Raw genomic sequence first — 26,725 nt, 5'->3', positions numbered from 1 at the left:
GCTTTTATTGGTGCTTGCTCATTTTTTTTGCCTAAGCTCATCTCTTAATAATGACATTATTTTCTACCAGTGCATTGCTTAAGGTTCGAATAGTTCGAGCCATGTCTCTGGACAGGTTCATCAATAAAATACCGAAATCAAATGGAAAGTTATCGTGGAAGTCGCTGAATAGATTGCTAGAAATCTCTAACAACAGGCTTTCTTCTTGAGCATAAAGGCTGCCAACATGGTCATGTAATGCGATCATCGAAACAAAGCCAATGACTTCACCAAAATGAATGGTGCGTGTCAGAGTGCTTTTGTTGTTGTGATGTTTGTAAAACGCCAAGCTGCCATGTAGAACGATATTGAAGTTGCCGCCTTTGCTGCCGTGGCTAAAAATTTCGTCGTCCTTGTATGCGTGTTTTAAAATACCTTCATCAAGTAAATATTGGATAGCGGGTTCTGATAAAGCACCAAAGATAGACCCTTCTTTTAATCGAGAAATGGATAAGTCGAACTGGGCTTCTTCTACTGAAAGAGTTTTCATTGCTATGTTCTCCACCAAAATAGGTTTTCGGCTTAGACTGATTTCGCGCCTTCCTTAATTAAGTCATCGGCCCTTATTGGTATTTCTAAACCGCCTAAATTGCTTTCTTTTGTTATTCACGAAGGCCGTCACTCTTGTTAATCCTTCTTTCTTTGTTAGTTTTTTATGGAATAAGTTCATTGCTCCCTTAAAGAGTGAGGTCAAACTGTGCGATAATGCGCCACATAAACGCTGCCCTCATACTGGTTTGCTTAGGTTTCTAATTTAAGCCCTTGGGAGTGCAAACATTTACTTAATGATCATTGGAAGAATACTTTGTTAACGACCGCTAACATCACCATGCAATTTGGTGCAAAACCTCTTTTTGAAAATGTCTCTGTTAAATTTGGTGAAGGTAAGCGATACGGTCTTATCGGTGCCAATGGATGTGGTAAATCCACTTTCATGAAAATTCTTGGTGGCGATTTAGAGCCAAGTTCAGGGAATGTGTCAAAAGACCCAAATGAGCGCCTTGGTAAATTGAAACAGGATCAATTCGCTTACGAAGAATATTCTGTTATCGATACCGTTATCATGGGGCACACTGAGCTTTGGGCAATTAAGTCAGAAAAGGACGCGATTTACGCTAACCCTGAAATGACGGAAGAAGATGGCTTGCGCGCAGGGGATTTGGAAGCGGAATTTGCTGAGATGGACGGCTATACAGCAGACTCTCGTGCAGGAGAATTATTACTAGGTGTTGGGATTCCAACTGAACAGCATTACGGTCTGATGAGCGAAGTCGCTCCAGGTCTTAAATTGCGTGTCTTGTTAGCACAGGCATTGTTCTCTGATCCTGATATATTGCTTCTTGACGAGCCAACCAACAACTTGGACATCAACACAATTCGTTGGTTGGAAGGGGTTTTGGTTGAGCGTAACTGCACCATGATCATCATTTCCCACGACCGTCACTTCTTGAACTCTGTTTGTACGAACATGGCCGATTTGGACTACGGTGAGTTGCGTTTGTTCTCTGGTAACTATGATGAGTACATGACAGCGGCCACTCAGTCTCGTGAACGACTATTGGCGGATAACGCTAAGAAGAAAGCGCAAATTAATGAACTGAAAGCCTTCGTAAGTCGTTTCTCTGCTAACGCTTCAAAATCTAAACAAGCCACTTCTCGTGCGAAACAGATTGATAAAATCCAGCTAGAAGATGTGAAACCTTCTAGCCGTCAAAGTCCTTTTATTCGCTTTGAGCAAGAGAAAAAGCTTCACCGTTTGGCGGTACAAGTTGAGAATGTTGCGAAATCCTATGATGAGCAATTGTTCAGCAACTTGAGCATGATGGTTGAGGTTGGCGAGCGCATTGCGGTTATCGGGCCAAATGGTATCGGTAAAACGACTTTGCTTAAATGTTTGGTTGGCGATACAGAGTTAACCAAAGGCGAAGTGAAGTGGTCTGAAAATGCCAACATTGGTTACTACGCTCAGGATCACGCTCATGAATTTGAAAAAGATGTCGATCTAATCGAATGGATGGGACAGTGGGGCAAAGAGGAAGACGATGAACAGGTGATTCGTGGAACGCTTGGCCGTTTGTTGTTCTCCCAAAATGACATTAAAAAGTCTGTCAAAGTTTTGTCTGGTGGTGAGCAAGGTCGCATGTTGTTCGGTAAGTTGATGCTGCAAAAGCCAAACGTACTTGTAATGGATGAGCCAACAAACCACATGGATATGGAATCGATCGAAGCCTTGAACTTGGCGCTTGAGCATTACCCTGGTACTTTGGTTTTCGTCAGTCATGACCGTGAGTTTGTATCTTCTCTTGCGACACGCATTGTTGAAGTAACAAGTGAAGGTATTGTGGACTTCCACGGTACTTATGATGAGTACCTTGCAAAGTTAGATGCACAGTAAATAATTGATTTATTTCATGTGTTGTTAATGACAAAAAAGGAAGACATAGCGTCTTCCTTTTTTATGTTTATTACTTCTGCATAAAGGTGAGAAGTTAAGAGAGAGATTAGCGTCTGTCTCTGTAAGGCTCGAATTCTTGGTATTCTAATATCTCAACTTTATCATTAAGGTTGATGACACCAGAGTTCAGCGCCACTAGGTTAATGCCAAAATGAATGCCTTGTCCTTTTCGTGTGCGGAACTTCCCTAAAGCTTTTAAAGGCTCGCCTTTTTTCAATCGTTCTGCTGTTTCCGGATTGAGTGTTATGAAAATGCAGCGCTCGCATGGTTTGACGTTTTCAAATTCCACTTCACCAATTTTAATTCTCTTCCAACTGTCTTCTTCAAAGGCTTTGTTTCCTTCAATCACAAGATTTGGTCGAAATTGCGCCATCTTAATGTCTTCGGGACAAGTTTCATTCAATTCATCAAGAGAGGCTTGTGTCGTTAATAGAAAAGGGTAGCCATCAGCAAAGGCAACAGGTGCGTCTGGTTTTCGGCTAGTAAAGCGTTCTGACTTATCGCCAAAGAACACGAGCTCTACTGGTTTGTCTACTATTGAGCTAAACCAAGCGTTCACTTCTGACTTCGCCACTTGACCTTGTAGATGCTCTTCCCAGATTACGACACCTTTATGGTCGTCTGAGAGATTGGCTTGGTTGAGTGTTAACTCGGTATCAGTGCTTGGGTGTGATAATACCCAGCTATTATCATCAAGTTGCTTGGCTTTAATGAGCGTGAGCGTTGGATGTTCTCGCCCTGTGATGAAATCTCCATCAGGTGTTACCAGCATATAGCGACGATCGCCTTGAAGGCCTGTTTCGCTTACTTGGCTGGTTTGCAGTGCAATCCCATGAATGGATTTGATTGGATAAATAATCAACTGGCTGAGGGAGTAGGTCATGAAAGCTCCTTTTTAGTGAGCCTATATTATTGCTTAGGCGATGCTCTTTTCCAATAAAAAAGCCCCAGAAATTCTTTCTGAGGCTGATTTTGAGAACTTTATGGCGTTTACAAGTAATAAGATGCCAAAGGAGGGAAGCCGTTAAACTCTACAGCACTGTATGTCGTAGTGTAGGCACCCGTTGATAACCAATACATGCGGTCACCAATGGCTAGATTAAGAGGCAATCCGTACTTATAGTTTTCGTACATTATGTCAGCACTATCACAAGTTGGACCGGCAATAATCACTTCCTCTAGCTCGCCACCTTTTTCTACGTGGATTGGGTATTTAATCGACTCGTCTAATGTCTCGATCAAGCCGGAGAATTTGCCCACATCTGTAAATACCCAACGGTTCAAGGCTGTATGAGACTTACGAGAAATCAATACGACTTCACTTACCAATACGCCAGCGTTAGAAATCAAAGAACGACCAGGCTCTAGAATGATGCGTGGTAGTTCTGTGCCGAAATCTTCTTCCAAGAAACGAGTAATTTCTTCTGCGTAAGTAGAAAGCTCATTGGTACGAGCAATATAGTTAGCAGGGAAACCACCGCCCATATTGATCATTTGAAGCTCAATGCCGTCTTCTTCTTTTAAACGCTCGAAAATCACTTTTACGCTAGCAATAGCAGCATCCCATGCGCCGATATCGCGTTGCTGTGAACCTACATGGAATGAGATACCGTAAGGAATCAATCCCAGTTCTTTTGCCAATATCAAAAGGTCCATCGCCATGTCTGGACGGCAGCCAAATTTACGAGAAAGTGGCCAGTCAGCTGTTACCGTGCCTTCCGTTAAAATGCGTACATACACACGAGAACCTGGTGCTGCTTTTGCAATGTTACGCAAGTCAGCTTCAGAGTCTGTTGCAAACATGCGAACGCCTTTCTCATAGAAATAACGTACGTCATTTGCCTTCTTAATCGTGTTGCCATAACTAACACGATCTGGAGACACGCCGCCAATGGCGAACAATTTATCTAGTTCGTAGCGGGAAGCAACATCGAAGTTAGAACCACGGTCGCGCAGTAGCGTTAGAATTTCTGGCGCTGGATTGGCTTTGATTGCATAGAAAATATCAGCAATAGGAAAGCCTTTTGTGATCTCTGTGTAAGCTTCGTCGATGATTTCTGTATCGATAACAACAAAAGGGGTTTCTTTCGTTGAAGCAAATTCTTTGAAGCGAGCGAAGCGTTCAGGTGTGTAGAAAGCGTTGACGTCGATAGTCATAGGTAACTCCTCATTGTATAAACATAAACCGAATTTAAGTAAACGTCTTTACCTTCTCCCGTCCTACTTATGGCTGTTACTTATCCGGCTTTGTGATGGCCTTAAGCGACTAGCGCAGCAGTTGAAGCGGTGCGGATTATGTTCAGCAATGACGCGGGCGAAATTTAAGGTCAAGAGGAGTTCACGTCAAGTGAATTTTTTATTTTTTTACAAAAAAAAGAGACTGTTTAAAGTCTCTTTTTTCGCGTGGTTTTTTAGACCTTATTTTTGAGACATTTTAGTCTGTAAAAAATGTGCGCCACTGCCAATAATCAGTGCGCCGACAAAATATATGCCTTCATTGAAATTGTTTACAAGTGCCGTTAAACCAGGACCTGGGCAGTAGCCGCTTAACCCCCAGCCAATGCCAAAAAGAACAGAGCCAATAATTAACTTGGAATCGATTTGGCGCAAGGTTGGAACTTGCCATTTGCTGGCTATAAAAGGCCGTAGTTGTTTGCTTTTGATGAAATAACCCAACATACCAACAGCGATCGCACTGGCCATTACAATGATGAGAGAAGGGTTCCAATCGCCAAAAATATCCAAAAAGCCAATAACAACAGCAGGGTTGGTCATTTCTGAAAAGGCCAAACCTAAACCAAATATCAAACCTGCGAGGAGCGTAATGATTGCATTCATGATGTTTTCCTAGTTTTTCTTAATGCGCGATGGCGACTGTGAGAATGGCCGTCGCCATAAATATAAGAGTGGCGACAATAGAGCGAGGGGACAATCGTGATATACCGCAAACGCCATGACCACTTGTGCAGCCTCCACCAAGTCGTGTTCCATAACCAACGAGTAATCCAGAAATGATCAGTAGGATTGGGCTTCTTGTTTCAGGAAAAGCAACCGTTTGCTCAGTTAATAAGCCGTAAGCGCTGCCGCCAATGATAAGACCCGCTATAAATAAGAAGGGTAATAAACGCTCTTTGCTAAAGAGAAATTGTGACAGTATGCTGCTGATGCCAATCACTTTTCCTATGGTGAGAAGGTACACCGTTGCGGTTAAGCCAATCAGTAATCCGCCAACTAAAGGGTTAAATATGGAGTCCATTTTGAGTTCCTGTCATTAAATATAAGTATATTCTAATATATAAATAAGAAAATGCTAATATATTTTAAAAAGAATTTCTGATTGTGCTTAGTTCCACAGTATTTACCTATTAAATGGCTGATAATATTGGAAGTACCCTGTAATCTTAAGGCATCAAGGAGATTGAATGAGTGATTTATGGTTAGGCGCTTCGAAAGAAGAAGCAGAGTATGTTTTTCTTTTACCGAATAAGCCCATTCTTTCCAACGAAAGCGATGTTGTTTTATCCCATCAGGTCGATGTGGATCGATTGATCGAGCTCAATGGTAACCATTGGCGTAAAATTCTGACCATAATGGCGAAGTTAACCTCGCCTAATTATGGCGAATGGCGTGAGTTCCGAGATAAAGATTTGCTAAAAAAAGTGGGAGTCGCTTTTTCAATAGATCAGCTAACGAACGTTAAAGGTGTACTTTTTATTGTTGGGAATACGTTTCGAGAGGCGCTGCCTATTCTTGATTCGGCGCAAGAGGTAGGAGACAAGCATGTTGCCGCTTTTACTCTTAACCGTGTTTGGTGCCCTTATTTGGATTATCGCCAATTCCCTAACATCTTAATTGAAGCAATACGTGAAACCATTTTGGAGAAGTGATGTTTAAAGCGTTAAAGAGTCTTTTTAGTATGCCTATAGAGCAAGGCGAGCAAATAACCTATCAAAAAGCGGTTGCAGCCTTGCTGATGGAAGTTATGTTGGCGGATCATGAAGTAAATGATCAAGAAGAGGCGCAAGTTAAAGAGTTTCTTCGAGAAGTCAGTGAGCTTGGTGATGACGTGGAGCTGTTATACGAAGAAGCGCGTTCTGGCGTTGAAGAAGCGAATGACTTATATCAATTCACAAAGGTCATTAATGATACGGCGACTTTAGAGCAAAAAATGTTGTTGTTGAAAGCTTTGTGGCGTGTCGCTTTAGCCGATGATGATATTGACGCTTATGAAGATCATCGAATCAGAAGAATCAGCGAGTTGCTTTTCATGCCTCATTCAGAGTTTATTCAGGCAAAGTTGTTTGTTCAGAATGAAATGAAATCAGAATAGCTCTGATATAGAAATAAAAAATGCGGCATGTGGAGCCGCATTTTTTGTTGGTGACCTGCCTAATCAAGATTGATCTTGATCGTCTTTTGCTCTTTTTTCCGGATGGTTATTGGCTTCTGTTAATCCAGCTTCTCTTTGAACCGCAGCTAATACACCACGTAAAATGCCTAACTCTTGTTTTTCTGGACGTGAGCGGTTGAAGAATCTGTGTAATTTATCTAATACTTTGCCTGGGTGATTACGCACAACAAAGTTTATTCCATAAAGCGTGTCTTCTAAGTGCTCATAAAAAAGATCCATGTCTTTCTTTCTTGGGTATTCTGGTGTTTCTGTATTTTTGAAATCTTTGTTCTGACTTGCCATCCATATCTCATAAGCGACAATTTGTACGGCTTGTGAAATATTTAGAACTGGGTATTCATCGTTCGCATCAATGTAGACTTGGCGGTGACATTGAGCGATTTCTTCATTTAGAAGTCCAGTGGTTTCTCGTCCAAAAAGAATGGCGACATTGTGCTCTGCTGCTTCAGGAATCACACTTTCAGCACATTCTCTGGCATTCATGATGGGTAGCTGAAAGGTTCTGTGACGGGCGCTTGTGCCAATGACCAAGCTACAATCTTCAATGGCTTCTTGCAGGGTTGGAACTATCGTTGCGTTTTCCAGCAGATCAACTGCACCTGCTGCACGGCTGGTGGCTTCTTCTGATGGGTAGTCATTTGGATCAACAAGATACAAATTGGTGAGCCCCATGTTTTTCATGGCACGAGCTATGGCGCCGACATTTCCAGGGTGAAAAGTGTTGATTAATACGATTCGGATATTACTTAGCATGGTTTGTGAAGTACTCAAGGTTAATGGTTTCTTAAACGAATTAGGGCTTTAGCGTTAATGATTGCTCTGTGCTAGCGAAATCGACATTGTCTAAGATAACTTTGGTTGTGTCATTAAAGAGGAATTGATTACAGGCGTGATGATACAGGGAACCTGTTTCTAACACCAATCGATAACGGCCTCTCGGAATATAATTGGCTGCATAGGATTGTTTGCCATAAAGGTAGATGGAAAATGGCTTTTGTCCATCGTGAGACTGGAAGGTAAGCATACTGTGTTGGGGGAGCTGGTTTAAAATCCGAAGTCGGCTTTTTCCTTCTGCTTGGCCAATCTTTTCACCATGAGATGGTGAAGCGCCTGGCTGTCCGATACAAGCTGTTGCTCTTGCGTTTTCTATGCTGCCATAACCTATGTTCTTTGCTTCCACCCAGCCACTCACGCCTTGAAAACGAACAGTTAGCCAATCTCCCTGCATTTTGATGCTTTGTAAATTAGAGTCTTTCGGGATATTTAATAGGACTGAACTTGCTAAATCAGGTTCTGAATACAAATTGGTGCTGCTGAAAGTGTGGTTAATTCCTACTCTGAACTGTGGGTATAGCCCACTGATATAAGTGGCTTCTTGCTCTTCTACCACTTCGTTATCTTGAAAAGATTGCCAATAAATCGTGGCATAAATACCAGCCGCAAAGCAGGCTATATAGGTCGCAGCACGAAATGCTGCCTTGGCTGCATCTAAACGTATTGGCTGACTGATGGGTTCTTTTTCTTGCTTGCTATAATTTGGTTGGAATGCGTCTTCTTCGTCATCTACAAAAGACTGATAAGGTGGAATGTCGGTTTGAGTATGTGTTTTATTCGTGAAACCGTCAGGAGAGAAGCCTTTGGATGCTTTAAATGCTTCTTCATAAAGAGCTTTAAGCCTTTTTTCATTCAGCGTGTTGCGTGCTGCCTTTATTGCCTCATCACGTACTTTGTCTTGATGTGCGTTATTACGCTTCATTTCTTCATATGCACGCTGTCGCTCTTTTATGAAGGCTTCTTGCTCTTTGTCGGTTGCAGTAAAGTGAGTGCTGTAGCGTTTTCTGGTGTTTGAAGATGTGCCTTCACTAAAGCTAAAAGGCTTCCAGTCATCCACTTTTGTTCCTTGACGAATGGCATTGCTGACATTCTCATAAGCCGCTTGTAGGCGCTGAAACATTTCGGTTGTATCTGTGTCTGGATTCTTATCAGGATGGTAGCGACGAGCTAAACGTCTAAAAGCCGCTTTAGCTTCTTGCTCATCAGCATTGGTTGGAATATCCAGTAATCGAAAGTCGTCAATGAGGCTCATGTGTTTTAGATACTAACCATGTTTATGAGAAGATGAGTGAATCCACTCATTATGCATCATTTATAGGCGGCGACAAAGATGCATCTGCCTCTTTGAGAAGGTCAAGATAGTGTTCCGGTGACATAGGTCGATGGAGGAAATAGCCTTGGCCAATTTGGCAATTCCAGTTTTGCAAAAGCTTCAATATACTCTCAGTCTCAATGCCTTCGGCCACACTGGTAATCTCTAGTTCTTTGCTGAGGTTAATCATGTTGTGGCAGAGGGTTTGTTTTTGCTTATCGTTCAACAGATTCATGACAAAGAATTGGTCTATTTTTAGTTCATGGGTCTGTAAAGAAACCAAGTTTTGCATTGAGCTATAACCCACGCCAAAATCATCAATGGATAATTTAAAACCTGCTTGATGTAGCTGTGAAACATTATTCAGTACAGTATCGTTGTTTTGGAAAATACTGGTTTCTGTGACTTCTATTGTGAATTGCTGTGCGTTCAAATTGTATTTCTTTATAAGGTTGCTGGCATGAGCGGCAAAGTCTTCTTGCCAAAGGTCGAGAGCTGATACATTAATTGATAGAGTTTGGCCTGTAAGTTCTATCGAATGTGTTGAGGCCCACTGAAAAACTTTTTCTATCACCATGTACGTTAATTTATAAATAAGTCCTGTTTGCTCGGCAAGAGGAATAAATTCTGCTGGAGAGACTTGTCCTAACGCCTTATTATGCCAGCGTAATAGAACCTCACCTCCAACAATGCTGTTTTTGTTTAAATCAACTTGCGGCTGAATATCAAAGTAAAGTTTCTCATTTTGTATGTCATCAGTCAGAAGGGTAATCACTTTAAGTTGATGGATGTGGTTACTTGCTAGCTTGTTTGTAAAAGGTGCCCAGGTACCAGAAGAGTAAGTCACTGAGTTGCTCGCTATGGTGGCATTTTGGTAAAGCTTGTCTAAGTCATCTCCTTGCGACGGATAAAGGGCGCTCCCAATTTTATAATGATGTCTAAAGTCTACTTTATTCACCACAATTGAGTGATCAAGTACTTGTTGTAAGCTTTCAATTTGGCTTTTTAATTTGTCAGGTGTTGTGCTGATGATCACAATGTTTTTGATGGTTGAGCGGATTAAGTATTTGGTGTTTTTGTTTGCCAGCGGCAACGGCAGTATGCCATCCATCACCATAACTTTTTTATGAATTCGATTTACCACATCGGCAAGGGCAATGTCTGCTTGCGCAGGACCAAAAGCCTGATTCAGTTTCAGGTGGCTGGTTATTTCTATCATGACGAGTGCTAAGTTTGGTGAGAGAGGAAATGCTTTTTCAATGACGTTCGGAAGGTGTTCAAAGTAATAAGTACGATTCGGTTGGCCTGTAGACGAATCTGTGATCGCTTGAAGTTGGCGCTTATGTTCTAAATAGTTACTTTTATCTGCGAAAGCGAAAGCAAATCCTAATAATTGTAATAGGTTGCAAATTGGCAATATCGATTCAGTCATGATGTTAATTGGTAGCACTTTCCAGAAGATTAAGGTGTTTAGCAAGCTGCCAATCATTAAAACGAGCCACGAGAATAAGTAAAATCGTGCTGCAAGAAACCCTTTAGAATAAGCCTTAATTCCCCAGTAGCTACAACTACAGAACATAAAAACTTCAATAACAGCGAAGAGGGAAGCAGAGGCCTTTTCTGGCAGCAGTAGGGTTAATACTAAAAAGAAGAGAAAGCCAACGTCGCCGTACTTGTAAATAAAAGACTGTTTGCTTGGAACATTCACTTCACTCAAGAAGGTTAAGCTGAATTTGTAAAGCACCCATGCACCGATGCCAAACACAAAAAAAGGATTTCTCGTTAACCACTGGCTTACTTCTTCAGGGAAAATCCAACGGTCGAAGCCTGAAATGATGGATAAAGCGACAAAAATAGAGAGATTAATACAGAGGTAGTAAATATAGCCAGATTGTCTAAATAAGATAAAAACAAATATATTGTGGGCAAGTAGCACAGATAAACTGCAAATGATGATGGTCCAAAAAAGCATCTTTTGCTCTTTTTGTGAAGTAACCTCTTCATCGGTGAAAATCTCTATAGGCGTTAAAAGAGGAGAGTGCCCTTGTTTACGTATTAGCACAGTGGTTTCTTCTTGCTGTGATAGTTCGATTGGAATCCAAATACCTTTGTAGCCTTCAGTATTATGGTTCCATGTTTGTTGAGAACCTCTTATCCAATGGTCTTGCAGCTCATCGCCATGGAAAAGATAAAAGTCTAGTTTGCTAATAATGTAATAGCTTAGCCCCAAATGGATTTGTTGTTCTGGCGATTCTTTTGAAATTTTAGGAAAGATCAGTTTGTGCCAATAAGCGGTGTCTGAAAAGCTTTGAGATTCAGTGTAAAGCTCTTCATCAAATGGGATTGATAGTAAGTCTTTGGCGGATACAGGTTGAGTTTCTTTGAAGGTAGGGAATGTGTTGTTGCTTTGCTGAACATAATCGCTTGCGAGCACAGTTAGACTCCACAATTGTGACATGAGCAAAATTAAATACATCACATTTTTAATCATCACCCCTGTCTACCTTTGTGAAATTTAGCCTAAAAATGGCTCGTGAAAACTGAAATATCAAATGCTCGTAGCAGTCTTTGCTTGCAATCATCTATGCTTTCTTAAAATATAGGCGATATTTTGAATTAATGTACTTTGTTTAGGAATTTTATGAGCGATAAATTGACCCACCTAGATCATCAAGGCCATGCGCATATGGTGGATGTTTCAGATAAGAGCGTCACTAAACGTACTGCCACTGCACAAGCGGTTTTGACTATGCAGCCTTCTACATTAACAAAGGTAATTGAAGGTGGTTTGCCAAAAGGTGATGTTTTGGCGACAGCGCGCATTGCTGGAATACAAGCTGCCAAAAAAACGTCGGACCTTATACCTTTGTGTCATCCATTAATGCTGACTAAAGTGAGTGTGGAGATAAACACGATTAGCGATTGTGAGTTGGAAGTTTTATGTACCTGTGCTTTATCTGGAAAAACCGGTGTTGAGATGGAAGCGTTAACAGGGGCGAGTGTCGCCGCGTTAACACTTTACGATATGTGTAAAGCCGTTGATAAAGGTATCGTAATCAAGAATGTTTCTCTGCTTGAGAAAAAAGGTGGAAAGAGTGGCGATTGGAGTAAAGATAGCAGTGAAAGTTAATATTGTATTTTTTGCTTCTTTAAAAGAAAAAATAGGTCAAAGTTCGCACCTTGCAGAGCTTGATTTGCCGATAACTATTGGACAGTTGAAACAGCAGTTATCAAATGAATTAAACCAAGGTGATGCGATATTGGAAATGGGAATCCAGTCTTCTGTGGATTTCGAATTTGCGCGCGATGAGGACTTGATCCCAGTAGATGTGAAGGAAGTCGCATTCTTTCCACCTGTGACGGGAGGCTAGATGATTAAAATCCAAGAAGAAGATTTTCAAGTTGATCTTTTATACAAGAACTTGTTGCAAGCCAATAAAACAGGCGCGGTAGCTATGTTTGTCGGCTTGGTTAGACAGTTTTCAGATTTGCCGAAAGAAGCGTGTTCGTTTGAATTAGAGCATTATCCGGGAATGACTGAAAATAACCTACAAGCCATTGTCGATGAAGCTAATGCTCGCTGGGCTTTATTAGATGTTGCTGTGGTTCATCGAGTCGGGAAGTTATCCGTTGATGATCAGATCGTGTTTGTGGGTGTCAGTGCGGCGCATCGTGCGGAAGCGTTTCAGGCTTGTGACTTCATAATGGATTACTTAAAAAGCCGAGCGGCTTTTTGGAAGAAAGAAACCCAAGGAGACAAGGCACAATGGGTTTCAGCTAATGTAAAAGATGAGCAAAGTTTAGATCGTTGGGCGAAATAACCTAAAACTTTGATGGCTCTTCGTTAATTAGGCCGAAGTGTTTTCTTTCGTCCACTCGCATGCCGCTCTCTGTATTCTGTGTCTATGTATTTATCTGTGGTCGCCATGCTGGCGTGCCCTGCATCTTCTCTAACGTGCTCTTTTGGGCGAGTTTTCACGTCTTCGGAAATGCCTGTATGTCGTAACCAGTGAACGGTTGCGACTCGTAGGTCATCAGCATCCGCTCTCATGCCGTCTTCACACATGCGCTCATAAGCTCTATCAAAGCAGAATTGCACTATATTCCGAACTTGTCGAGAGCTGGTCATGGCGCCTTGGCCTCTGTTTTTAGGAACCAATGGGGTGTTTTCCGCAATGGTTGGAAGCGTTGGCAAATCTCGAAATTTTCGGTAACGGATTAAAGCATTGAGCATGTCATCGGAGACGGCAACGAGTCGCTCTTTGTTGCCTTTTGAAAGCACTTTAAACCACCAGTGACCATCTGCGTCTTTAATAAAGTCTCCCATGACAGGAGCGGATCGTTCATCCGCAACAAGCTCCGAAATTCGTAAATACATGCCTAGTAGGGCATTCATGATAAACAGCGTACGTTCGTGCGTACTAGGATCTTCCTCTGCCAAGAGTTCTGCAGTTTCAATCACATAATCCCACTGCAAATTGGAAATACGTCTAACTTGCTTTCTGGTGACTTCTTTTTTAACAAATTTACTTTTTTGACGAATGAGGGCAACAGGGTTTTGCTGTGCTGCTTCCTCTTGTATTAGAAAGCCATAATAAGATGAAAGAATGGAAAAGGTTGCTCGAATCGCTGCTTGTGATAATGAATGTTGCTTTGTTTGTGCCACATCACCGTTTTTAAATTCTAATTTGCTAACGTGCGCCACAAAAGGGCGCCACGATTCATTAGGCACTCTTTCGCCCATGTGTAATTTAAAACGAGCTACATTTTTTGTGCCGATCCAGTTTTCAGGTGGCGCCATGCAAAAGTGGATGAACTCTTCGATTTGATCTCGTCGTAGGTGCGTAGAGGGTGATGATGCGATATTCCACGACCAAAGCAATAAACGCTCAACTTCTCGTCGATAAGAGTTGAACGTTGCTTGGGAGCCGTTGTAACTATAAATGAAACATAAAGCCAGTTGTAAATCGCGTCGGTACTCTGGATCTTTCAGTTGAGGTGCATGGTTTTTTAACTGTGATGCAATAGTCTCAAATTGAGTGAAAGGGTTTGGTAGGTGTTCTAAATTGTCTATTAAAGCAACAGGTGTCATGATTTTTTAATGCCTACGGAGCAATTAGGTTAACCTGTGTAGGCTATTCCTTAAAACTTTTATCCCACAGTGTCACTTGATTGCGTCCACGTGATTTGGATTTGAAAAGCGCTAAATCCGCTTGATCGATGAGTTCGGTCGCAGTTTGCGCTTGAAACTCAATAGATGTTACACCTAAGCTGCATGTAATAGAAATATCTCCGAAATCTTCGTCTTCTATTTTCTGACGAATCTTCTCAGCTTTGCTCATGGCTTCTTCTTGAGAAGAAGAGGGCAGTATGATGCAAAACTCTTCACCACCAAAGCGCGATACAATGCCATCATCCCCCATGCTATCTTGAAGTACTTTGGCTACGTTTTTAAGCACTTTATCGCCTGTACTGTGGCCATATGTATCGTTAACCATTTTGAAATGGTCAACGTCGATTAGGATGATGCAGTATTCCCTGACGGGTGTTGTGCTATCAAAGTATTTGTTTATGAAATCAAATAAAATACGGCGATTATAGCAATTTGTTAATGGGTCCCGTGTCGCTAAATAATTAAGCTCTTTATTATGCTTTTTGGAGGCTGTGAACCTGTGGTATATATAAACAGAAACACCTAAGCAAAGTATAAGAAGTGACGCTAGAATCAAATTGGCGTATCTGTTTTTCTCTAATTTAAGATTAGATATTTCCCTTTCTTTTTCTATGATTTCTAGCTCTTTTTTGCCTTTTTCTATCAGCAACTGATCTATTTTTTTCGACTCTTTTAAGGACTCTAGCTCCACTTCAATTTTCTTCGAGTGAAGCTTTGCTCGCATAAGAACAACCTCGTTATCGTCTTTTTCTTTTTGTAGAAGCTTAGCAGTAAGAATCTCTTTTTCTGCATATTTTAATGCGCTTAAATAGTTGCCTAACGATTTTTCGGCTTTTCTCAAAGAGTTGTAACTATAGAGCTGATGAAACCTCATATCTTCTTCAATCGAAAGAGCCAATGCTTCTTTTAATAATTGAATCGATCTATTGGTATCTATTTCAATAAGTTCTTTGGCCAGAGGGATTAAGGTTTTTACTTGATATGACTTATCTCCAACGTCATAAGCAAGAGAGAGAGATTTTTCATAGTAAGCGATAGCATTGGTTTTTTGCCCCTGCTCACGATATGCACTAGCGAGTATTCTAGCGACAATGGAGGCTTTCGTTTTATCGTTATCAGCTATGTAGATGTTATAGGCCTTTTCTGCATTTTCTTCGGCTGCTTTATAATCCTTTTCATCTAAGGCTATGACAGCGATTTCTCTTGCGGCCGTCGCTAATGTGCTACTGTCTATTTTGTCTTCGGGAATATTAATGGTTTGTTGGTAGAAATACCGAGCTTGTTCGAATGACTTTAAGCGAGTGTAAATAAGCCCCATTTCATTAGATGTTTTTGCAATGCCAGATAAGTTATTGACACTCTTATAGTATTGGTAGGCTTGGTGCACATAATCAAAGGACTTTTCATAGAGGCCAATATGGCGGTTAATGATACCGGCCCCCATAAGAGCTTTTGCTTCACCTTCGGGGTCGTCTATCTCTTCGTGTAACGCTAAACTTCTCTTCAATGCATCAAGTGCAACAATATGGTTTCCTAAATAACGCTCAGCTTCAGCGAGTGTATTCAGAGTGCGGGCTATATTTTTCTTATCATCTAGAGCGGTAAATGTCTCTAAGGATTTTTTATAATAAAGAGCAGTATTTTCTCTGTCTTTAAGACGTTTATATGATTGTGCAATTTGCTTATATGCTCTTGCTAACTCTCTTTTTGTCGATCTATCTTCACCGGAAAGATATTGTATTGCCTTCTTATACTCTTCTATTGCTTTGAGGTAATTTTTTTGACCGTATTCAGAATCTGCTTGAGCAATGATAGTGGAAGCTGCTGAGTTGCTATCTTCAATTGATGAGCTGCCACTCTCTAAACCTATAGCTTCTGTTTCTTGCGCATTAGCAAGATTCACCGAGAAAAGGAAAAGCGTCAAAAGAAGTGGTTGAGTGTAAGATTTTATGGCTTGTAATAGAGCAAGTTCTAAAAGGAATGCTTTCAAATATTGTCGATATAAAGCAGGGGTGTTCATTATGGAGTGCCTATACCTTATTTGTTAGTTGAAAGCTAAATGTATTATTTAAGTATACATAAATCTTTAAGTATACATAATCAATTTTTGATCAAAAATGCAGCTTTATCATTAGTGATAAGTTGACCTTATTGAAACCTGTTAGAATGTTAAACGATTGAACCAAGCGGTCAGGCTTTCGGGTTATTTTATGTCTTCTTTTTCTTCGGCTTCTTTTATTCGATCAAAGAACAACTCTGTTTTTTTTATCTTATCTTTATCCTTCTCTTTGGCGTCAACTTGAGCTCTTTTGATGAGCAGTTGTGCGGTTTTATCTTTGCCTTGGCTGAAATCAAGCATGGCTCGATAATTTAAGGCCATTGGAATGTTCCCTATGGCTTGAAAGTGCTGAATGTTCGCTCTCCAGAAGAGGCGCTTTTCATACAAATAATCAGTTTTTACTTCTTGTGGTTGCAAGTTGTCTAATTGAGCTAGAAGCATGGAGAAAATAACATCGTTAGGTGCAATATCAAGCTGCTGCTCAATGACTTCAATGCTTTTGTCTTTTTGACCGTTTGCAGTAAAGCTTAAGGCTTTTAAATAGTCTGTGAAGCGGTTGTGTTTTTTGAGTCTTTCTAAAAACATGATTGAGCGGTCAGGAGATTGTATTAGGTAAGAAAATAACCCTTTGGCAAAGTTTTTGGCATTTATGTCCTGGATTTGCTGGTCAAGATAAGCGTAAGGACGTTCTTCCAAACCGGCTCTATAAGCAAGAAGAGTTGCTCGAAAGTACTCGAAGTCACTTAGCTCTTTGTAGCTAATAATAGTTTCTTTCGTATCGGTACTAAAAGAGTCTGATAACCTTGTATCAGGCGATGGGTGAGTGGATAAGAATTCTAGCTTTGGACGTCCAAGTGCACGCTTAAAAAAAGCTCGGAATAAATCATTCATCCCCTCAGGTGAAAGCCCAGCAGAAATCAAATACTGTCTTCCTCTTCTATCGGCTTCCTGTTCTTGGTTGCGACTGTACGTCAGGGTATTTTCAGCTTGGTTTGCAAGACCACCTAGCCAAAGGGCTGTGGTTGCGTCTGCATCGGCACCTGCTAAAGCGGCAGCGATACCGGCTCCGATTAAGGTCAGTGTTTTTTGTAACTCTTCGCTGGAATGCTGACTTTGACGCTCATAGTGCCTAAGTTCCAAATGGGCAACTTCGTGGGCAAGCAAGCCTAGAAGCATGTCTTCATTTGTGATGGTTTCTAATATGTCAGAATAAATAAACATATGACTGCCAGGAATCACAAATGCATTGCTTTTAGAGCTGTTGAGCAAGGTCATCTCAACCGTTTTGTTATAAATGCTTGTCTGTGGAAGGACCTTTGACAGAGTATCCTTAAGGTAGTCGTAAGCTGGTGGGAAATCGATCAATGCTCGGCTACCATTGAGCTTTCTAAACCAATGTTGACCCAATATATAGGATGGGTTTGATAAAGATCGCTCGTCTTTATTTGCTTCTAAATCTGGGATGGCAGCCACACCAGTGTTTGCAAAGAAAAATATCGTAAAAACAAAAAGTAAGATGCTTAAGCCTGTTGTAACGTTAGAAAATAGTCTCATAATATGGGAGTTATATTTATTGGGTAAAATCAAAAATGGTGAACCATCAAAGTATTCAGTATGACGTAATCTTGGATGCAAGAGAAGATCGTTGCCCAATGCCTTTGCTTAAAACCAAATTGTCTTTGAGTAAAATGGAAAAAGGAGAGCACTTACTTGTTCAAGCGAGTGATCCAGGTTCTATGAAAGATATTCCCCATTACGTAGAGTTAGTTGGTTTTTCTTTGTTGTCTGTAAGCGAAGAAGACGATGTATATACCTTTTTGATTCAGAAAAACTGAGATGGATTTATATGTTTAGAATTGTTGATACCTTGCTAAAGCGATATTTTTCGAATGAAGAAGTAGTTGTTTTTCTCTTATTGTTAATTGCAGCATTAGTTGCTTTGGCGTTTTGGGGTGGGATTTTGGCGCCAGTATTGGTTGCCATTGTTTTGGCGTTCTTGCTCCAAGGTGTGGTGGATAGATTAAAGCGCTTGGGGGTTGGGCATAAAACCTCAGTATTTTTAGTATTCTTTTCATTTCTGAGTGCTTGTGGTGTCTTTATCGGATTAATGGCGCCTATTATTTGGCGTCAAGCTGTGCGCTTTGTTCAAGATGCACCACGCATGTTTACTGGTATTCGTGATGAAATTCTGCAGTTCGCCGAAGGGCACAGTGAGTATGTTAGCCAAGCTTCTATTAATGAAATTGTAAATTCTTTAGCAAATGAATCGGCAAGTCTTGGGCAATGGCTAGTGTCGTTCTCCTTGTCGAGCATACCGTCTTTATTTTCCTTGATGATTTATTTGGTCTTGGTGCCTTTGGTGATGTTTTTTCTATTAAAAGATCAGGAAAAAATATTGAGTTATTTGACCTCATGGCTGCCTAAAGAAAGAAGGATGATGCGCAATATCGCCCACGAAATGAATGAGCAAATTGCTAATTACATCCGTGGTAAGTTCATCGAAATGCTAGTAGTCGGGGTTGTAACCTACATTGTCTTTTTGGTGTTCGGGCTTAGATACGCTGAGTTATTGGCATTATTGGTCGGCCTTTCAGTATTAATTCCTTATATTGGCGCTGCTGCTGTGACGGTTCCTGTGGTGTTAGTAGCATTTTATCAATATGGAACAGGCAATGAATTTCTCTATGTTGTTGCTGCATATCTAGTTGTTCAGGCATTAGATGGTAACGTATTGGTGCCTTTGCTATTTTCTGAAGCGGTGAATCTTCACCCATTGGCGATTATTGTGGCGGTTTTGTTTTTCGGTGGTGTATGGGGGTTCTGGGGGATTTTCTTCGCAATTCCTTTAGCAACCTTGGTGAAAGCCATTATTAATGCTTGGCCGGATCAAGAAGCACTCAACTAGACCAAGATGTTCGCTCAATATGCCTGCTTGAAATAAAGAATGAAATAGCAGGCATTTAGTTTTGGTATCTAGCATACTGAAATCTTCTTGTTTTCCTGTAATCTGTATTATCAGCTTTTGTACCTATTGTATGTACTTTCTCGGAGTCACTCATGTTTGCTAAGAATGCACGCCCAATCGCTTGGCCATTGTTTTTCTTTTACCTTTTCTTTTGTGCTCTGATTGGGGTAATGATGCCTTATATTTCGGTTTACTATAAATCGATAGGGCTAACGGCATCGGAAATCGGTCGTTTAATGTCTACTTTTACCTTGTCTGGCATTCTCATTCCTCACTTTTGGGGCTGGTTGACCACTAAAGTCGGTTTGCCGAAACGTGTGCTTCAAATTGCAGTGTTAGGGTGCTTTTTTGCTGTTATTCCCTTTAATTGGAGCGATCAATTTACCACTCTCTGGTTGCTAACGTGTTTGATGGCTCTGTTCTATTCTGCTTTGTTACCGATGACAGACTCTCTTGCTGTAAGAAGTATTCGACATCTGGATGTTCCATATACTCGACTGCGCGTGGGTGGTTCTATTGGGTATCTGCTTGCCGTCGCAGGTGCGGGCTTTTTAATCGGGCATTTTGGTGTTTTGGTTGTTATTCCTTTGATGTGTACTTTTATTGGCTTGGCCGCAGCAACCACCTTTTTTGTTAAAGAGCAGGCTTATGAAGTCAATACTCAAAAAGAGACAACCTCTTTTCTAACTCTGCTTAAAGGGCGTGAGTCAATTCTGTTTTTTGTGTTGGCTTTTTTAGCTTTTATGTCACACGCGCCATTTAATGTTTTTTTTGCTGTGCATTTATCGGATGTTGGTTATAGCGGTGAACATATTGGTTTGTTGATTGCATTAGGTGTGATTATTGAAATCATCCTATTTCTATTCTTCGGAAATGCCATCAAGCGATTAGATGTGGTTCATCTGGTGATTATATGCTTCGTTTTCGGCATTATTCGTTGGTTTTTAGTTGGCTGGTTTGCTTCTGTTTTATGGATTCTGATTTTTACTCAACTTCTCCATTGTATTACATTCGCTTTATTTCACATGGTGTCGATTGAGCAAATTCGTCGTCTTTTCCCAGAACGCTATTCAGGGCAAGGCCAAGCCATGTACAGTGCTTTCGCCATCGGTTTAGGTGGTGGATTGGGTATGGTAATAGCAGGATACTTATGGGAATGGGCTGGCGGCGCATGGGTATTTACAGCAGCGTCTGGCACCAGTGCATTAGCTCTAGTTATCTTGTTGCTTCATCAGCGTCGTTAACGGTTTACCGTCAGCGGATGACCTCGTTTTTGAGTAGTTCAATAAAAGCAAGGGCTGCTCGACTTAGGGTTTTTTGCTTGTGATGAATGACTCCAAGCTTTCTTTCCACGTTTAAGTCAGGGAGGTTCAATACCGCCAGTTTGTCATCAACAAGTGTGGAAGGAAGCAGCGACCATCCCCAGCCGATACCCACAAGCATGGCCAGAGTTTCTAGGTTGTTTGTGTTCATCCTCACTTGTGGCTTTAAGCCTTGTTTGCCAAAAACTTGCTCGGCAATTTGCCTTGTGAAGGTGTTTTTATTTGGTAGTACGCAGGCATGTTGCGCCAGTTCCATTAAACTCAGGTTTTTTATTTTAGCCAAAGGATGATCTTTGCTAACCACACAAGTTAGAGGGTCAGACCAAATCGGCAAAGATTCAATTAACGGGTTTTCTTTATGGGAAAGGGTAATGATGCCTAATTCCGCTCGGCCTTTTAGAACATCTTGATAGGCTTCTTCAGATTGAGAGAAATCAATTTCTAGTTGTGCGCTTGGAAAGTCTTCTTGGAAGCGCTTTAGTGACTTTGGTAAACGTCGTAAGCCAACATGGTGACTGGTGGAAATTCTAAGCTCACCACTGACATCTTGCATTTGTAGTGACATGCTGCGTTTGATGTCTTGAAGGTCTTCAGCCATTTTTCTGGCTTTAGGCAATAAACGTATGCCTGCTTCGGTCAATTGGACTTGGCGTCCAATCCTGTCAAAGAGTTGCACTCCTAAATTACTTTCCAGTGCCGCGACGCGCTTACTAATAGCGGGCTGTGTCACGAAAAGCTGTGATGCAGCATGAGAAAAAGAACCTGTTTCGGCCACTTTAATGAAGGTAATGAGTTCAGCGATGTCTATCATTCCAAAAAATTATCCAAAATATGAAAAATATGAATTTGAGTAATTTAAGCCAAAGATTTAGGATAGCGCAATAAGATTTTTAGGAGAGAACTTATGTCAGGTAAAACCCTTTATGACAAGTTGTGGGATAGCCACCTTGTGCAACAACGAGATGACGGCAGTGCCTTAATCTATATCGATTTACAATTACTTCATGAAGTGACGTCACCTCAAGCATTTGAAGGTTTACGCTTAGCTGGGCGTAAGCCTTGGAGAATCTCTTCAAGCTTAGCAACACCAGACCATAACGTACCAACCACTAAAGTTGAGCGTGTGTCAGGTGTGGACGGAATTGAAGATCCTGTGTCTAAAATTCAGGTGACAACGTTAGATGACAACTGTAACGAATTCGGCATCACCGAATTTGATATGAAAGACATTCGCCAAGGGATCGTACACGTTGTTGGGCCAGAACAAGGTGCGACGCTTCCAGGCATGACAGTTGTTTGTGGTGACTCTCATACTTCTACTCACGGTGCTTTTGGTGCCTTGGCGCATGGTATTGGTACTTCTGAGGTTGAGCACGTATTAGCAACTCAGTGTTTGGTGCAAAAGAAAAGCCGTAACATGTTAGTTCGTGTCGACGGTGAATTGTCGCCTTGGGTGTCTGCTAAAGACGTTGTACTTGCGATTATCGGTGCAATCGGTACAGCGGGCGGTACAGGTTATGCGATTGAGTTTGGTGGTACTGGTATTCAATCTTTGTCTATGGAAGGCCGTATGACGGTTTGTAATATGGCGATTGAAGCAGGTGCTCGCGTGGGTTTGATTGCGGTTGATGATACCACGATTGAATACGTGAAAGGTCGTCCTTACGCGCCAAAAGGTGAACAGTGGGAAATGGCTGTTGAAGCATGGAAAGACCTTGTTTCTGATAAAGACGCGCAATTTGATGAAGTGGTTATTATCAAAGCAGAAGACATTAAACCTCAAGTAACTTGGGGAACCTCTCCAGAAATGGTGATTGCGATTGATGAAGCCATTCCCCGCCCTGAAGATCAAGCCGATCCAGTGAAAAAAGAAGGTTATGCTCGAGCTTGGAAGTACATGGGCTTAGAAGGCAAAACAACATTGGCTGACGTGACACTTGACCGAGTCTTTATCGGGTCTTGTACGAACTCTCGTATTGAAGATTTGCGCATTGCGGCAGATGTAGTCAAAGGACGCAAAGTGGCTTCTACGCTTAAGCAAGCGATTGTTGTACCTGGTTCCGGCTTGGTGAAAGCGCAAGCCGAAAAAGAAGGCTTACATCACATATTTGAAGAGGCTGGATTAGAATGGCGCGAGCCGGGTTGTTCTATGTGTTTGGCAATGAATGCAGACAAGTTGGGAGCAGGCGAGCATTGTGCGTCTACTTCCAATCGAAACTTTGAAGGTCGTCAAGGTTTTGGTGGTCGCACTCATTTGGTTAGCCCTGCAATGGCTGCCGCAGCGGCAATCGCTGGTCATTTCGTTGATGTTAACGAGTTTGTTAAACACTAAAAGGAGAAAGTATGCGTCCATTTACTCAGCACACAGGTTTAGCCGCTCCTTTGGATTTGGCAAACGTCGATACAGACATGATTATTCCAAAGCAGTTCTTGAAATCCATCAAGCGTACAGGCTTTGGGAAGAACTTATTTGATGAACTTCGATACCAAGATGAAGGTCAGCCAGATCAATCTTGTGAAGGCCGACCTTTGCGAGAAGAATTTGTCTTGAATCAGCCTCGTTATTCTGGCTCGAGTGTCTTGTTGGCTCGCCAAAACTTCGGTTGTGGCTCCAGTCGTGAACACGCACCTTGGGCTTTAGATGATTACGGTTTCCGTTCTATTATTGCGCCAAGTTTTGCTGATATTTTTTACAACAACTGTTTCAAGAATGGCTTGCTTCCAATTGTGTTGCAAGCAGAAGAGATTTATCAGTTGTTTGCTGAAGTGGCGGCAAAAGAAGGCGCTCAAATAACGATTGATTTGGAAAAACAAACAGTAACGTCGCCATCGGGTGCAAGTTTTGAATTTCCAGTAGATAACTTCCGTAAGCACTGTTTGTTGAACGGTCTGGACGATATCGGTTTAACGTTGCAGCAAGACTCCGCTATTCGCCGTTACGAAGAAAAACGCATGAATGAAGCGCCGTGGCTTTTCTTGTCACGAGAGAAATAACAATTAAGACATTAGCTTGAAGGATTTGAGATGAGTAAGAACGTATTAGTGTTACCTGGTGATGGTATTGGTCCAGAGATTGTTGCACAAGCTGTGCGTGTATTGGATGCAGTGAACGAGCAGTATTCTTTGGATATTAAGCATGAAAGCGCTTTGGTTGGCGGTTCTGCTTACGATGAAACGGGTTCACCATTACCTGAGGCAACGCTAGACAAAGCAAAAGCTGCTGATGCTATTTTGCTTGGTGCTGTTGGTGGTCCTAAATGGGATGGCTTGGACATGGCGGTTCGCCCAGAAAAAGGTCTATTAGGCTTACGTTCTAATTTAGAACTTTTCTCTAATCTTCGTCCTGCTATTTTGTACCCACAATTGGCAGAAGCGTCTAGCCTAAAACCTGAAATCGTTGCGGGATTAGATATTCTTATTGTCCGTGAATTAACAGGCGGTATTTATTTTGGTCAACCTCGTGGTATTCGCACATTGGAAAATGGCGAGCGCGAAGGTTTTAATACATACGTTTATAACGAATCTGAAATCCGTCGTATCGGTCGTTCAGCATTTGAAGCGGCTCGTCAACGTGGTAAACGAGTGTGTTCTATCGACAAATCCAACGTATTGGAAGTAACCGTACTTTGGAAAGAAATCATGGAAGAAGTGGCGAAAGAGTATCCTGATGTCGAATTGACTCATATGCTAGTAGATAATGCTGCAATGCAGCTTGTTCGTGCACCAAAACAGTTTGATGTAATGGTTACTGGCAACATGTTTGGTGATATCCTATCTGACGCTGCTGCAATGCTAACAGGCTCTATTGGTATGCTTCCTTCTGCCTCATTAAATGCAGAAGGTCGTGGTATGTACGAACCTTGTCATGGTTCTGCGCCAGACATTGCAGGCAAAGGCATTGCGAACCCATTGGCGACGATTTTATCGGTTGCCATGATGTTGCGTTACTCTTTGGATGCTAAAGAAGCGGCAGATGCCATCGAAGCAGCGGTAAGTAAGGTTCTAGACTTAGGTTTAAGAACAGCAGATATTGCATCAGAAGGATGCGAAACAGTCAGTACGCAAGCCATGGGCGACGCGGTATTGGCAGCATTAAAAGCTTAATATTAAAACAATATTAGGTGTTTTCATTCGGGATATTGCTCTTGGTATGAGTGACCCCACAAAAAAAGGTAGAGATAACCATGTCAAAACAAACTGTAGGTTTAGTCGGCTGGCGCGGAATGGTTGGTTCCGTGTTGATGCAACGTATGCGAGAAGAAAACGACTTTGATCATATTGATCCAGTCTTTTTCACTACTTCTCAAACGGGGCAGAAAGGGCCAGAAATTGGTAAAGATATTCCATTACTTCAAGATGCAACAGACATTGAAGCCTTGAAAAAAATGGACATTATTATTACCTGCCAAGGTGGCGATTATACCAAGGCGATTTACCCACAGTTACGTTCTGCTGGTTGGAATGGTTACTGGATTGATGCGGCATCTTCATTGCGTATGGATAAAGATGCGATTATTGTTCTTGATCCAGTTAACCAAAACGTCATCAAGCAAGGCTTGAAAGATGGCGTAAAAACCTTTGCTGGTGGTAACTGTACCGTGAGTTTGATGATGTTAGCTCTCGGTGGCTTGTTTGAAAAAGGCCATATTGAATGGATGACGTCTATGACGTACCAAGCGGCTTCTGGCGGCGGTGCACGTCACATGCGCGAACTCATTAATCAAATGGGTATGTTGCAAGGTTCAGTGGCTTCTGAGCTTGCTGATCCTGCGAGCGCAATTTTAGACATCGACCGCAAAGTAGCGGAACAAATGCGTTCTAATACGATGCCGGTTGATCAATTTGGTGTGCCTTTAGCCGGCAGCTTGATTCCATACATTGACTCTCAGTTAGACAATGGTCAAAGCCGAGAAGAGTGGAAAGCACAAGCGGAAACCAACAAGATCCTTGGTAATACAGGTTCTATTATCCCTGTTGATGGTCTTTGTGTGCGTATCGGTGCCATGCGTTGCCATAGCCAAGCCTTCACCATCAAATTGAATAAAGACATTCCAGTTGCAGATATCGAAGGGATTCTTGCTCAACATAATGATTGGGTGAGTGTGGTTCCTAATGATAAAGAAGCAACCATGGCGCGTTTAACGCCAACAGCAGCAACAGGCACTTTGGATATTCCAGTTGGTCGTATTCGTAAATTAAATATGGGGCCTGAATACATCAGTGCTTTCTCTGTGGGTGATCAGCTATTATGGGGTGCTGCAGAGCCTCTGCGTCGTATGCTAAGAATTCTACTAGAAGATTAATTCTCTGGTCATTTTTTACTTTAAAAAGCACCTTTCGGGGTGCTTTTTTTTGCCTGAAAACTTTTAAAATTAATCTGTGCAAATTATGAAAAGCTTTGCTAACTTGAATAAGGTAAGTCTTTGTTAACTTTTCCTAAAGATAACGTAAGGTTTTATGATTTCGAACAATATTTTACGCACTTACCATTGAAAAGCCTTTAAAAGGGCCATAGATTATTTATATAGACTTAGCAGGAGGAACATTAATTTATTTAGTAAAACAACTGACTCAATAAAAGGAAACTTTCTATGTATACATTGAACATTAGTGGTCATCACGTACAATCTGGTGAAGAAGTCCAAGCAGTCGTTAAAGAAAAAATGGATCACTTATCTCGTATCAACAATCAAATTACGAGTATCAAAGTGATTCTAAATACCGAAAAACATGAGATTCATGAATTAATTGTCGAAGCCAGTGTGCATATTCCTGGTCATGATCTTTTTGCAACAGTTAAAACGGATAAACAGCTTAAACCGGCACTTGATCTTTTAGTTGGTAAATTGGAGAAGCAACTGATTAAGCACAAAGCTAAACACTCCGGCCGCCAGCATCATATTAACGCCCATGATGTTGAAACCCCTTTTGAGCGTCAGCAGCAAGCAGAATTTGATGAGCTGGTAGAGCGCGAAGTTATTTAAATTTTTTGATCTAGGATAAGCCTCGCATTGCGAGGCTTTTTTGTGTCCAGTGACCCGTCCTAAATAAGGTTGTCACTTTTCAATACTTCAATTGGAGAGTGCAATGACTACAACACCTAAGCGTACACAGAGAGACTATTCCTTCGCCTTTAAATTGGCAGTTGTTGATCA

26 protein-coding genes are annotated in these 26,725 nt (G+C 41.5%); 14 read left to right on the top strand and 12 right to left on the bottom strand.

Annotated elements, in window-relative coordinates; translation table 11 throughout:
• Positions 1-37: 37 nt before the first annotated feature.
• A complete protein-coding gene (locus ACMUMQ_RS09865) occupies positions 38-529 on the bottom strand; it encodes a cyclic nucleotide-binding domain-containing protein (RefSeq protein WP_414681821.1) in 492 nt (163 codons plus the stop codon).
• Between the two features lie 315 nt (positions 530-844).
• Between ACMUMQ_RS09865 and ACMUMQ_RS09860 the strand changes: the two genes are divergently transcribed.
• Complete coding sequence (locus ACMUMQ_RS09860) at positions 845-2,434, top strand: ABC-F family ATPase (protein ID WP_414681820.1); 1,590 nt, start codon at positions 845-847, stop codon at positions 2,432-2,434.
• Positions 2,435-2,540: 106 nt separating this feature from the next.
• On the opposite strand, the gene ACMUMQ_RS09855 is transcribed toward ACMUMQ_RS09860, so the two are convergent.
• The 4 genes from ACMUMQ_RS09855 to ACMUMQ_RS09840 form a co-directional block, all read right to left on the bottom strand.
• Positions 2,541-3,377, bottom strand: coding sequence for an MOSC domain-containing protein (locus tag ACMUMQ_RS09855; protein WP_414681819.1), 837 nt, complete (start codon positions 3,375-3,377; stop codon positions 2,541-2,543).
• Positions 3,378-3,484: 107 nt separating this feature from the next.
• The gene (locus ACMUMQ_RS09850) at positions 3,485-4,651 is read right to left on the bottom strand and encodes a type III PLP-dependent enzyme (RefSeq protein ID WP_414681818.1); all 1,167 of its coding nucleotides are present in this window, start codon (positions 4,649-4,651) and stop codon (positions 3,485-3,487) included.
• 261 nt (positions 4,652-4,912) lie between these two features.
• Positions 4,913-5,332, bottom strand: a complete 420-nt coding sequence (locus ACMUMQ_RS09845) for a DUF6691 family protein (protein ID WP_414681817.1) — start codon at positions 5,330-5,332, stop codon at positions 4,913-4,915.
• 19 nt (positions 5,333-5,351) lie between these two features.
• On the bottom strand, positions 5,352-5,750 hold the full coding sequence (locus ACMUMQ_RS09840) for a YeeE/YedE family protein (RefSeq protein ID WP_414681816.1): 399 nt from the start codon (positions 5,748-5,750) through the stop codon (positions 5,352-5,354).
• A gap of 166 nt (positions 5,751-5,916) precedes the next feature.
• Between ACMUMQ_RS09840 and ACMUMQ_RS09835 the strand changes: the two genes are divergently transcribed.
• Positions 5,917-6,381, top strand: coding sequence for a DUF6942 family protein (locus ACMUMQ_RS09835; protein WP_414681815.1), 465 nt, complete (start codon positions 5,917-5,919; stop codon positions 6,379-6,381).
• The gene (locus ACMUMQ_RS09830) at positions 6,381-6,824 is read left to right on the top strand and encodes a tellurite resistance TerB family protein (RefSeq protein WP_414681814.1); all 444 of its coding nucleotides are present in this window, start codon (positions 6,381-6,383) and stop codon (positions 6,822-6,824) included. Before ACMUMQ_RS09835 ends, ACMUMQ_RS09830 begins: the two co-directional genes overlap by 1 nt.
• Positions 6,825-6,887: 63 nt before the next feature.
• Here ACMUMQ_RS09830 and trmJ read toward each other — a convergent pair whose 3' ends face one another.
• Genes trmJ through ACMUMQ_RS09815 form a run of 3 tightly spaced genes read right to left on the bottom strand, consistent with a single transcriptional unit; the run spans position 6,888 to position 11,485 of the window.
• Positions 6,888-7,658 (bottom strand): tRNA (cytosine(32)/uridine(32)-2'-O)-methyltransferase TrmJ, encoded by a 771-nt coding sequence (gene trmJ / locus ACMUMQ_RS09825; protein WP_414681973.1) that lies wholly within the window; start codon positions 7,656-7,658, stop codon positions 6,888-6,890.
• A gap of 40 nt (positions 7,659-7,698) precedes the next feature.
• Positions 7,699-8,991: a DnaJ domain-containing protein gene (locus ACMUMQ_RS09820; protein WP_414681813.1), complete on the bottom strand. Its 1,293-nt coding sequence runs from the start codon at positions 8,989-8,991 to the stop codon at positions 7,699-7,701.
• 49 nt (positions 8,992-9,040) lie between these two features.
• Positions 9,041-11,485 carry an EAL domain-containing protein gene (locus ACMUMQ_RS09815; protein WP_414681812.1) on the bottom strand — a complete coding sequence of 815 codons (2,445 nt, stop codon included), beginning with the start codon at positions 11,483-11,485 and terminating at the stop codon, positions 9,041-9,043.
• 207 nt (positions 11,486-11,692) lie between these two features.
• Between ACMUMQ_RS09815 and moaC the strand changes: the two genes are divergently transcribed.
• Genes moaC through ACMUMQ_RS09800 form a run of 3 tightly spaced genes read left to right on the top strand, consistent with a single transcriptional unit; the run spans position 11,693 to position 12,872 of the window.
• Positions 11,693-12,181, top strand: coding sequence for a cyclic pyranopterin monophosphate synthase MoaC (gene moaC, locus ACMUMQ_RS09810; protein ID WP_414681811.1), 489 nt, complete (start codon positions 11,693-11,695; stop codon positions 12,179-12,181).
• Positions 12,171-12,422 carry a MoaD/ThiS family protein gene (locus ACMUMQ_RS09805; protein ID WP_414681810.1) on the top strand — a complete coding sequence of 84 codons (252 nt, stop codon included), beginning with the start codon at positions 12,171-12,173 and terminating at the stop codon, positions 12,420-12,422. The genes moaC and ACMUMQ_RS09805 overlap by 11 nt, the downstream gene beginning before the upstream one ends.
• Positions 12,423-12,872: a molybdenum cofactor biosynthesis protein MoaE gene (locus tag ACMUMQ_RS09800; protein WP_414681809.1), complete on the top strand. Its 450-nt coding sequence runs from the start codon at positions 12,423-12,425 to the stop codon at positions 12,870-12,872.
• A gap of 23 nt (positions 12,873-12,895) precedes the next feature.
• On the opposite strand, the gene ACMUMQ_RS09795 is transcribed toward ACMUMQ_RS09800, so the two are convergent.
• The 3 genes from ACMUMQ_RS09795 to ACMUMQ_RS09785 all read right to left on the bottom strand — a co-directional run bounded on the left by ACMUMQ_RS09795 (position 12,896) and on the right by ACMUMQ_RS09785 (position 17,756).
• On the bottom strand, positions 12,896-14,143 hold the full coding sequence (locus ACMUMQ_RS09795; RefSeq protein WP_414681808.1) for a tyrosine-type recombinase/integrase: 1,248 nt from the start codon (positions 14,141-14,143) through the stop codon (positions 12,896-12,898).
• Between the two features lie 43 nt (positions 14,144-14,186).
• Positions 14,187-16,244 carry a diguanylate cyclase gene (locus ACMUMQ_RS09790; RefSeq protein ID WP_414681807.1) on the bottom strand — a complete coding sequence of 686 codons (2,058 nt, stop codon included), beginning with the start codon at positions 16,242-16,244 and terminating at the stop codon, positions 14,187-14,189.
• Positions 16,245-16,427: 183 nt separating this feature from the next.
• Positions 16,428-17,756 carry a M48 family metallopeptidase gene (locus ACMUMQ_RS09785; RefSeq protein ID WP_414681806.1) on the bottom strand — a complete coding sequence of 443 codons (1,329 nt, stop codon included), beginning with the start codon at positions 17,754-17,756 and terminating at the stop codon, positions 16,428-16,430.
• A gap of 116 nt (positions 17,757-17,872) precedes the next feature.
• Between ACMUMQ_RS09785 and ACMUMQ_RS09780 the strand changes: the two genes are divergently transcribed.
• The 3 genes from ACMUMQ_RS09780 to ACMUMQ_RS09770 all read left to right on the top strand — a co-directional run bounded on the left by ACMUMQ_RS09780 (position 17,873) and on the right by ACMUMQ_RS09770 (position 20,492).
• A complete protein-coding gene (locus ACMUMQ_RS09780; protein ID WP_414681805.1) occupies positions 17,873-18,118 on the top strand; it encodes a sulfurtransferase TusA family protein in 246 nt (81 codons plus the stop codon).
• Between the two features lie 11 nt (positions 18,119-18,129).
• Positions 18,130-19,188 (top strand): AI-2E family transporter, encoded by a 1,059-nt coding sequence (locus ACMUMQ_RS09775; protein ID WP_414681804.1) that lies wholly within the window; start codon positions 18,130-18,132, stop codon positions 19,186-19,188.
• A 152-nt stretch (positions 19,189-19,340) separates the two neighbouring features.
• A complete protein-coding gene (locus ACMUMQ_RS09770; protein WP_414681803.1) occupies positions 19,341-20,492 on the top strand; it encodes an MFS transporter in 1,152 nt (383 codons plus the stop codon).
• Between the two features lie 10 nt (positions 20,493-20,502).
• Here the strand turns inward: ACMUMQ_RS09770 and ACMUMQ_RS09765 are convergent, their stop codons facing one another.
• Positions 20,503-21,381: a LysR family transcriptional regulator gene (locus ACMUMQ_RS09765; RefSeq protein ID WP_414681802.1), complete on the bottom strand. Its 879-nt coding sequence runs from the start codon at positions 21,379-21,381 to the stop codon at positions 20,503-20,505.
• Positions 21,382-21,474: 93 nt separating this feature from the next.
• On the opposite strand from ACMUMQ_RS09765, the gene leuC reads away from it, so the two are divergent.
• From leuC to hpf, 5 genes are all read left to right on the top strand, one after another.
• A complete protein-coding gene (gene leuC, locus ACMUMQ_RS09760) occupies positions 21,475-22,902 on the top strand; it encodes a 3-isopropylmalate dehydratase large subunit (RefSeq protein WP_414681801.1) in 1,428 nt (475 codons plus the stop codon).
• Between the two features lie 11 nt (positions 22,903-22,913).
• The gene (gene leuD / locus ACMUMQ_RS09755) at positions 22,914-23,564 is read left to right on the top strand and encodes a 3-isopropylmalate dehydratase small subunit (RefSeq protein WP_414681800.1); all 651 of its coding nucleotides are present in this window, start codon (positions 22,914-22,916) and stop codon (positions 23,562-23,564) included.
• Between the two features lie 30 nt (positions 23,565-23,594).
• Positions 23,595-24,674 (top strand): 3-isopropylmalate dehydrogenase, encoded by a 1,080-nt coding sequence (gene leuB / locus ACMUMQ_RS09750; protein WP_414681799.1) that lies wholly within the window; start codon positions 23,595-23,597, stop codon positions 24,672-24,674.
• Between the two features lie 80 nt (positions 24,675-24,754).
• On the top strand, positions 24,755-25,873 hold the full coding sequence (gene asd, locus ACMUMQ_RS09745; protein WP_414681798.1) for an aspartate-semialdehyde dehydrogenase: 1,119 nt from the start codon (positions 24,755-24,757) through the stop codon (positions 25,871-25,873).
• A 288-nt stretch (positions 25,874-26,161) separates the two neighbouring features.
• On the top strand, positions 26,162-26,554 hold the full coding sequence (gene hpf, locus ACMUMQ_RS09740) for a ribosome hibernation-promoting factor, HPF/YfiA family (protein WP_414681797.1): 393 nt from the start codon (positions 26,162-26,164) through the stop codon (positions 26,552-26,554).
• The last annotated feature ends 171 nt before the right edge of the window (positions 26,555-26,725 follow it).

Source organism: Marinomonas algae (genome assembly GCF_047525555.1).
Classification (GTDB): Bacteria; Pseudomonadota; Gammaproteobacteria; order Pseudomonadales; family Marinomonadaceae; genus Marinomonas.
Note: the sequence above shows the minus strand (reverse complement) of the source record. Positions and strands in the feature narration are given on the sequence as shown.